At 71.8% G+C, this 7,438-nt stretch carries 6 protein-coding genes; 5 read left to right on the top strand and 1 reads right to left on the bottom strand.

Annotated features, from left to right (window positions below; translation table 11 throughout):
• Positions 1–313 precede the first annotated feature (313 nt).
• The 5 genes from RH94_RS21050 to RH94_RS21030 are packed head-to-tail and all read left to right on the top strand — an operon-like array spanning position 314 to position 6,297.
• Positions 314–2,224, top strand: a complete 1,911-nt coding sequence (locus RH94_RS21050) for an ABC transporter substrate-binding protein (RefSeq protein WP_073949070.1) — start codon at positions 314–316, stop codon at positions 2,222–2,224.
• Positions 2,225–2,280: 56 nt separating this feature from the next.
• Complete coding sequence (locus RH94_RS21045; protein WP_199881017.1) at positions 2,281–3,354, top strand: ABC transporter permease; 1,074 nt, start codon at positions 2,281–2,283, stop codon at positions 3,352–3,354.
• On the top strand, positions 3,351–4,265 hold the full coding sequence (locus tag RH94_RS21040) for an ABC transporter permease (RefSeq protein WP_073949069.1): 915 nt from the start codon (positions 3,351–3,353) through the stop codon (positions 4,263–4,265). The genes RH94_RS21045 and RH94_RS21040 overlap by 4 nt, the downstream gene beginning before the upstream one ends.
• On the top strand, positions 4,262–5,296 hold the full coding sequence (locus RH94_RS21035; RefSeq protein ID WP_073949068.1) for an ABC transporter ATP-binding protein: 1,035 nt from the start codon (positions 4,262–4,264) through the stop codon (positions 5,294–5,296). The genes RH94_RS21040 and RH94_RS21035 overlap by 4 nt, the downstream gene beginning before the upstream one ends.
• Positions 5,293–6,297, top strand: a complete 1,005-nt coding sequence (locus tag RH94_RS21030; RefSeq protein WP_073949067.1) for an oligopeptide/dipeptide ABC transporter ATP-binding protein — start codon at positions 5,293–5,295, stop codon at positions 6,295–6,297. Before RH94_RS21035 ends, RH94_RS21030 begins: the two co-directional genes overlap by 4 nt.
• Here RH94_RS21030 and RH94_RS21025 read toward each other — a convergent pair.
• On the bottom strand, positions 6,294–7,253 hold the full coding sequence (locus RH94_RS21025; protein ID WP_073949066.1) for a bifunctional riboflavin kinase/FAD synthetase: 960 nt from the start codon (positions 7,251–7,253) through the stop codon (positions 6,294–6,296). The genes RH94_RS21030 and RH94_RS21025 overlap by 4 nt on opposite strands.
• Positions 7,254–7,438: the final 185 nt, after the last annotated feature.

Below are 7,438 nucleotides of genomic sequence, written 5' to 3'. Positions count from 1 at the left end.
CCGGCCCGCGCCGTCCCCGACGGCGCGGGCCTTCGCGTGTTCGCAGTCAGAACCGGTCGGGTTTCCGTCGCCACGCCCTCACCAGGGAGGCTTCACCGGTCTCCACCAATGTGGAGCAACAGAGCGGCACGCCTGTCGTTTCCGCAGGCCACATGGGGTTTGACGTACCGTTGACGCGCGCAGACTGCCGCTGATAGACACTCACTTCATTCCGCCGGCGTCACCCGATCAAGCCCGTTCAAGCCTGTTCAAGCCCGCCCCGGCAGGAGGCGCAAACCGTTTCCTGCGTGCGATGACGCGAGGTCACCGAGCCATGAACACACATGATCTGCACGGCAGAGGACGCACCGGCCCCCGCCTGGGGCGAACCCGGCTACTCGCCACCGCGGGCGCCGCCGCCCTCGTCCTCACGGCCGGACTCGCGTCCCCGCTCGTCCCGGCCGCGCCGCGGGCCCATGCCGCGGAAGGCACACAGGCCGGGAAGGACGGGAAGGACGGGAAGGACGGGAAGGACGGAAAAGTCCTCACCGTCGCCGTCGCGCAGAGTGTCGACTCGCTCAGCCCGTTCCTGGCGGTACGGCTGCTCAGCACGAGCATCCACCGGCTGACGTACGAGTACCTGACCAACTACGACCCCAAGGACGCCCACGTCGTTCCGGGCCTGGCCACCAAGTGGGAGCCGTCGCCGGACAAGCTGACCTGGACGTACACGATCCGCTCCGACTCCAAGTGGTCGGACGGACAGCAGGCCACCGCCGAGGACGCGGCGTGGACGTTCAACAAGATGATGACGGACCAGGGCGCCGCCACCGCCAACGGCAGCTTCGTCAACAACTTCGAGAAGGTCACCGCGCCCAGCCCCACCCAGCTGGTGATCCGGCTGAAGAAGCCACAGGCCACGATGACCGCGCTCGACGTGCCGATCGTGCCCAAGCACGTCTGGGAGAAGGTCGACGACTTCTCGGAGTTCAACAACGACAAGTCCTTCCCGGTCGTCGGCAACGGCCCGTTCGTCCTCACCGCCTACAAGCCCGACAGCTATGTGCGGCTGAAGGCCAACAAGGACTTCTGGCGCGGCGCGCCGAAGTTCGACGAGCTGGTCTTCCGGTACTACAAGGACCAGGACGCCGCCGTCGCCGCCCTGCGCAAGGGCGAGGTCTCCTTCGTGGCCGGCTCGCCGGCCCTGACGCCCGCCCAGGCCGCCTCGCTCAAGGGCGAGAAGGACATCCGCGTCAACGAAGGCCCCGGGCGCCGCTTCTACGCCCTGGCCACCAACCCGGGCGCGCAGGCCAGGAACGGCAAGAAGTTCGGGGACGGCCACCCGTCCCTGCTCGACGAGCGGGTGCGGCACGCGCTGTTCATGGCGGTCGACCGGAAGACCATCGTCGACAAGGTCTTCCAGGGCCACGCGGTGGAGGGCCAGGGCTACATCCCGCCGCGTTACCCGACGTACTTCTGGGAGCCGTCGGGGAACCGGCGGCTGGCGTACGACCCGGCGAAGGCCGCCGAACTCCTCGACCGAGCGGGCTACCGGGCGAACGCCGACGGCAAGCGCGTCGGCAAGGACGGCAAGCCACTGAACTACCGGGTGCTGTGCCACGCGACCGACCCCAACGACAAGGCGGTCGGCAAGTACCTGCAGGAGTGGTGGGGCGGGCTCGGCATCGGGGTCACCCTCGACTGCCTGGACAACGTGACCGACCCGTGGCTCGCGGGCAAGTACGACCTCGCCTTCGACGGCTGGTCGGTCAACCCCGACCCCGACTTCGTGCTCTCCATCCACACCTGCGCCGCGCTGCCGGCGACGCCCAAGGACACCGGCGCCACCGACAACTTCATCTGCGACAAGACGTACGACGAGCTGTACGCCAAGCAGCTCGCCGAGTACGACCCGGCCGAACGGGCGAATCTCGTCAAGCAGATGGAGTCGCGGCTGTACGACCTCGGGTACATGAACGTCATGGCCTATCCCAACGCGGTCGAGGCCTACCGCACGGACCAGATCGAGTCGATCACCACCATGCCGGCCGAGGCGGGGAACATCTACGGGCAGGACGGCTACTGGAGCTGGTGGTCGGCCGTTCCGGCGGACTCCGACGACTCCTCGGGCGGTTCCGCCTCCACGGGCGTCGTCATCGGGATCGTGGCGGGTGTGGTCGTCCTCGCCGGCCTCGCGGGGCTCTTCGCGATGCGCCGCCGGGCCACGGCGGAGGACCGTGAGTAGACCGTGACCGGAGGACGGACGGAACAGGCAGTGAGTGAAGCGGGCGGTGAGCGCGCATGACCGCGGAAGCGACACCCGCGCTGGTCGAGGGGGCCGCCGCCGACCCGGGGACGCCCGGGCCGGCGGCGGGCCGGGGGCCACGGGCGAGGACCGCCGCCGCGTATCTGCGGTACGTGGCGGGCAAGCTGGCCGGCGCGGCCGTCTCGCTGCTCGCCGTCCTCGTCACCAGCTTCTTCCTCTTCCGGCTGATCCCGGGCGACCCGGTGAAGTTCATGACCGGCGGACGGCCGGTCTCCGCGGAGCAGCTCGCCGCCTACCGGCGCGAGTTCGGGCTCGACCTGCCGCTGTGGCGGCAGTTCGCGCACTACTGCGGCAAGGCACTGACCGGGGACCTGGGGACCTCGTACCAGTTCCGCACACCGGTCATCGACAAGATCACCGAAGCGCTGCCGAACACCCTGCTGCTGACCGGTACGGCCTTCGTGCTCTACACCGCGCTCGGCATCGTCCTCGGCACCCGCTCCGCCTGGCGGCACGGCCGGCTCGGCGACCGCCTCAACACGGGTCTGGCGCTGACGCTCTACTCCGTGCCGTCCTTCTGGCTGGGGCTGCTGCTCATCATCGTGCTGTCGGTGGGCGTGGGCCCGGTTCCGGGGCTGTTCCCGACCGGGGGCATGGAGTCGGGCGGCAAGGAGGGCTTCGCGTACGCCGTCGACGTCGCCCACCATCTCGTCCTGCCGGTGGTGACGCTGGTCGCGGTGGAGTACGGGCAGACCCTGCTGGTCACGCGGTCGGCGCTGCTGGACGAGATGGGCGGCGACTATCTGACGACCGCGCGCGCCAAGGGGCTCCGGGACGACCAGGTGCGGCGCCGGCACGCCGTGCCGAACGCGCTGCTGCCGACCGTGACGCTGGTCTTCGTCAATCTCGGCCGGACCGTGGCGGGGGTGATCCTCGTCGAGACGGTGTTCTCCTGGCCGGGGCTCGGCGGGCTGTTCTACCAGGGGCTGAGCGTGCCCGACCTGCCGCTGGTGCAGGGGCTGTTCTTCTTCTTCGCGTCCGCGGTGATCGTGATGAACACCCTCGCCGACCTGCTGTATCCGCTGCTCGACCCAAGGGTGGGCCGATGACCGCCGACACCACTGCGACGCCCGGTCCGCGCACGCTCACCCGGCAGCGCCGCCGGGCCTCCGCCGCCCGTTTCTGGAAGCAGTACCGGACGCACCGCGCGGGCGTCGTCGGGCTCGCCGCGCTCGTGCTGTGCGTGCTGGTCGCGCTGACCGCGCCGCTGACCGTCGGGGCGGACGTGCGGAGCGTGACCGACGCGCCCGGCGGGCCGCTGGAGAGTCCGAGCGCGCGGTTCCCGCTGGGCACGGACCAGTTCGGGCGCAGTCTGCTCGGCCTGGTGATCTGGGGTTCGCGGGTCTCGCTGCTGGTCGGGCTGCTCGCGGCCGTGCTGTCGGTGGCGATCGGGACGCTCATCGGCATCACCGCGGGGCACTTCCGCGGCTGGTACGCCACGGTGATGATGCGGATCACGGACTGGTTCCTGGTGATGCCGACGCTGGTGCTCGCCATCGCGCTCGCCACCGTGATGTCCCGCTCGCTGGGCACGATCGTCGTGGCGATCGGCGTGACCACCTGGCCGACCACCGCGCGTCTGGTGCGGGCGCAGACGCTGGCGGTGGAGTCACGGCCGTACATCGAACGGGCGAAGGCGCTCGGCGGCGGTCACTGGCACGTGATGTCCCGGCACGTGCTGCCGAACGTCATGCCGCTGGTCCTCGCCCAGACCACCCTGATCATCTCCACCGCGATCCTGACGGAGGCGACGCTCGCCTTCCTCGGGCTCGGCGACCCGACCGGCGTGTCCTGGGGCGGGTTGCTGCAGGACGCGCGGGAGGCGGGGGCGGTCAGTTCCGGCGACTGGTGGTACCTGGTGCCGCCGGGTATCGCCATCGCGGTCGTCGCGCTGGCGTTCACACTGTGCGGGCGGGCCGTCGAGTCCGTCCTCAACCCCAGGCTGGGGGTGTCCCGTTGAGCCTGCTCGACGTGCGGAACCTGGAAGTGACGTATCCGGGCGGTGCGGCCGCCGTGCGCGGGGCCGGCCTGACCCTCGCCCCGGGCGAGAAGCTCGGCATCGCGGGCGAGTCCGGCTGCGGCAAGTCCACGCTGGCGCTGGCGCTGCTGCGGCTGCTGCCGGCCGGGACCCGGATCGGCGGCGAGATCCTGCTGGACGGCGAGGACGTGCTGGCGATGAAGTGGGGCCGGGTGCGGGCGGTGCGCTGGGCGGGGGCGTCGATCGTCTTCCAGGGCGCGATGCACTCGCTGAACGCCGTGCACCGGGTCGGTGACCAGATCGCCGAGCCGATCCTGCTGCACCGCAAGGAGACCGCGGCGGGCGCGCGGAGGAGGAGCGGGGAGCTGCTGGAGCAGGTGGGGCTGCCGGCGGCGCGGGCGAGCGCGTACCCGCACGAGCTGTCCGGCGGGCAGCGGCAGCGCGTGATGATCGCGATGGCGCTGGCCTGCGATCCGCGGCTGATCGTCGCCGACGAGCCCACCACGGCGCTGGACGTGATGGTCCAGGCCCAGATCCTGCGGCTGATCCAGCGGCTGGTGAGCGAGCAGGACCTCGGGCTGGTCATGATCAGCCACGACCTCGCCGTCCTGGCCGACACCTGCGACCGGCTGGCGGTGATGTACGCGGGCCGGGTGGTCGAGGAGGGCCCGGCCCGGCAGGTCTACGAGGACGCCCGGCACCCCTACAGCAGGGCCCTGTCGGAGGCGTTCCCCCGCATCGGCGACCCGGCGTCCCGGTTCGCGCCCCGCGGGCTGCCGGGCGATCCGCCGGACCCGGCGGCGGTGCCGTCCGGGTGCGCGTTCCACCCGCGGTGCCCGGTCGCGCTGGACGTCTGCGCCGCACAGGACCAGGTGCTGCGCGAGGCGGGAGCGGGGCGGCGGGCGGCTTGTGTGCATGTGCCGGAAGGGGCCGCGGCCACCGGGGAGGGAGCCGCGAGCGGGGGCGCCGCGGGCACCGGGGACGAGACGGAAGTGAGGAGCAGCACCGCATGACGACCACGCCACCGCTGCTGAGGGTCGAGGGCCTGCGGATCACCTTCCCCGGCCGGAACGGCACGCCGGCCGTCCGGGCCGTGGACGGGGTGGACCTCGGCATCCGGCCCGGCGAGATCGTCGCGCTGGTCGGCGAGTCGGGGTGCGGGAAGACGACACTGGCCCGCTCGCTGCTCGGTCTGGTGGAGCCGACCGCGGGGCGCGTCACCTTCGACGGTGCCCCGCTCGACTACTCCTCGCGCGCGTTGAAGGCGTACCGCAAACGGGCCCAACTGGTGCTCCAGGACCCGAGCGGCTCGCTCAACCCGCGCCACACCGTGTACGACGCCGTGGCCGAGGGACTGCGCATCCACGGGCACGACGGGGACGAGCGGGCGGCGGTCGCCGGGGCCCTGTCCCGGGCCGGGCTGCGGCCGCCCGAGCGCTTCTTCCTGCGCTACCCGCACGAGCTGTCCGGCGGTCAGCGCCAGCGCGTGGTCATCGCGGGCGCGCTGGTCCTCGAGCCCGAACTCCTCGTCGCCGACGAGCCGGTGGCCTCCCTGGACGCCTCGGTGCGCGGCGAGATCCTCGCCCTGCTGCTGCGGCTGCGCACCGAACTCGGCCTGTCCGCGCTGGTGGTGACCCACGACCTGGGGCTGGCCTGGAACATCGCCGACCGGGTCGCGGTGATGTACCTGGGGCGGATCGTGGAGACCGGCGCGGTGGAGCAGGTCCTGACGGCGCCCCGGCACCCGTACACCCAGGCCCTGCTGTCCGTCCTGCCCGAGGCCCCCGGAGATCCGGTCGTCCTCGGCGGCGAGCCCCCGGACCCCTCCCGCATCCCCTCCGGCTGTCGCTTCCACGTCCGCTGCCACGTCCTGGCGGGCGGCGAGGCCGAACGGGCGGGCGTGGACCGGGCGTGCCGCGGTCAGGACCTCGAGATCCTCGGCGGGAGCGGCGAGGCGCAGGTCGCGTGCCACTGGGCACGCGCACGGGAGGACACGGCTCCGGCAGCGCCCTAGGAGCCCGTCCTCACGTCCGCCGCGATGATCTCCCGGCACTTCTCGACGTCCTGTGCCATCGTCTCCAGCAGCGCCTGGAGGGAGTCGAACTTCGCCTGGCCGCGGACGAAGGCCAGGAACTCGACGGCGACGTGCAACCCGTACAGGTCGAGGCCGACGCGGTCGACGGCGTACGCCTCCACCGTGCGCTCGGTGCCGTCGAACTGCGGGTTCGTGCCGACGGAGATCGCGGCCGGCATCGTCTCGCCCTGGGCGTGCAGATAGCCGGCGTAGACGCCGTCGGCGGGGATCGCGGTGTGCGGGAGCGTCTCGACGTTGGCCGTGGGGAAGCCCATCTCGCGGCCCCGCTGGGCGCCGCGGACCACGACGCCCTCCACCCGGTGCGGACGGCCCAGGATCTCCCGGGCGCCCTCGACGTCGCCCTCGGCGACCAGGCGGCGGGTCAGGGTCGAGGAGAAGGGCTCGCCGCCGCCCGCCTCTCCGCTGACGTACAGGTCGACGACCTCGACCTCGTAGTCGTAGACCTCGCCCTGCTCGGCGAGGAACTCCACGTTGCCGGCGGCCTTGTGGCCGAAGCGGAAGTTCGGGCCCTCGACGACCGCTCTGGCGTGCAGCTTGTCGACCAGCACCTTGACGACGAACTCGGCCGGGGACAGCTTCGAGAACTCCGCGGTGAAGGGCAGGACGAGCACCGCGTCCACCCCCAGCTTGGCCATCAGCTCGGCGCGGCGGTGGTGCGGGGCCAGCAGCGGCGGGTGGCTGCCGGGGCGTACGACCTCGCTGGGGTGCGGGTCGAAGGTGACGACGACGGCGGGGACGCCGAGCTCGCGGGCGCGGTTCACGGCGTGCTCGATGATCAGCTGGTGTCCGCGGTGGACTCCGTCGTAGGAGCCGATGGTGACGACGCTGCGCCCCCAGTCGTGGGGGATGTCCTCCAAGCCGCGCCAGCGCTGCACTGTGACCGCTCCTCGTCGCACCTGTGTCCCTGTTGCCTTGTTGTCTTGCTTGTCGGTTGTCTTGCTTGTCCTGCTGTCTTGTCCGCAGGTCTAAGGGTGCCATGCCCCGTGTCCCCCTCCCGCATTGGCATGGACGCTGTGACGGGGCGCACGTCGTCGGACGGCCGCCGGGCGCGGCGGGCGGG

Source organism: Streptomyces kebangsaanensis (assembly GCF_001906585.1).
GTDB classification, from domain to species: domain Bacteria; phylum Actinomycetota; class Actinomycetes; order Streptomycetales; family Streptomycetaceae; genus Streptomyces; species Streptomyces kebangsaanensis.
This window is presented reverse-complemented; position numbering and strand designations above follow the sequence as displayed.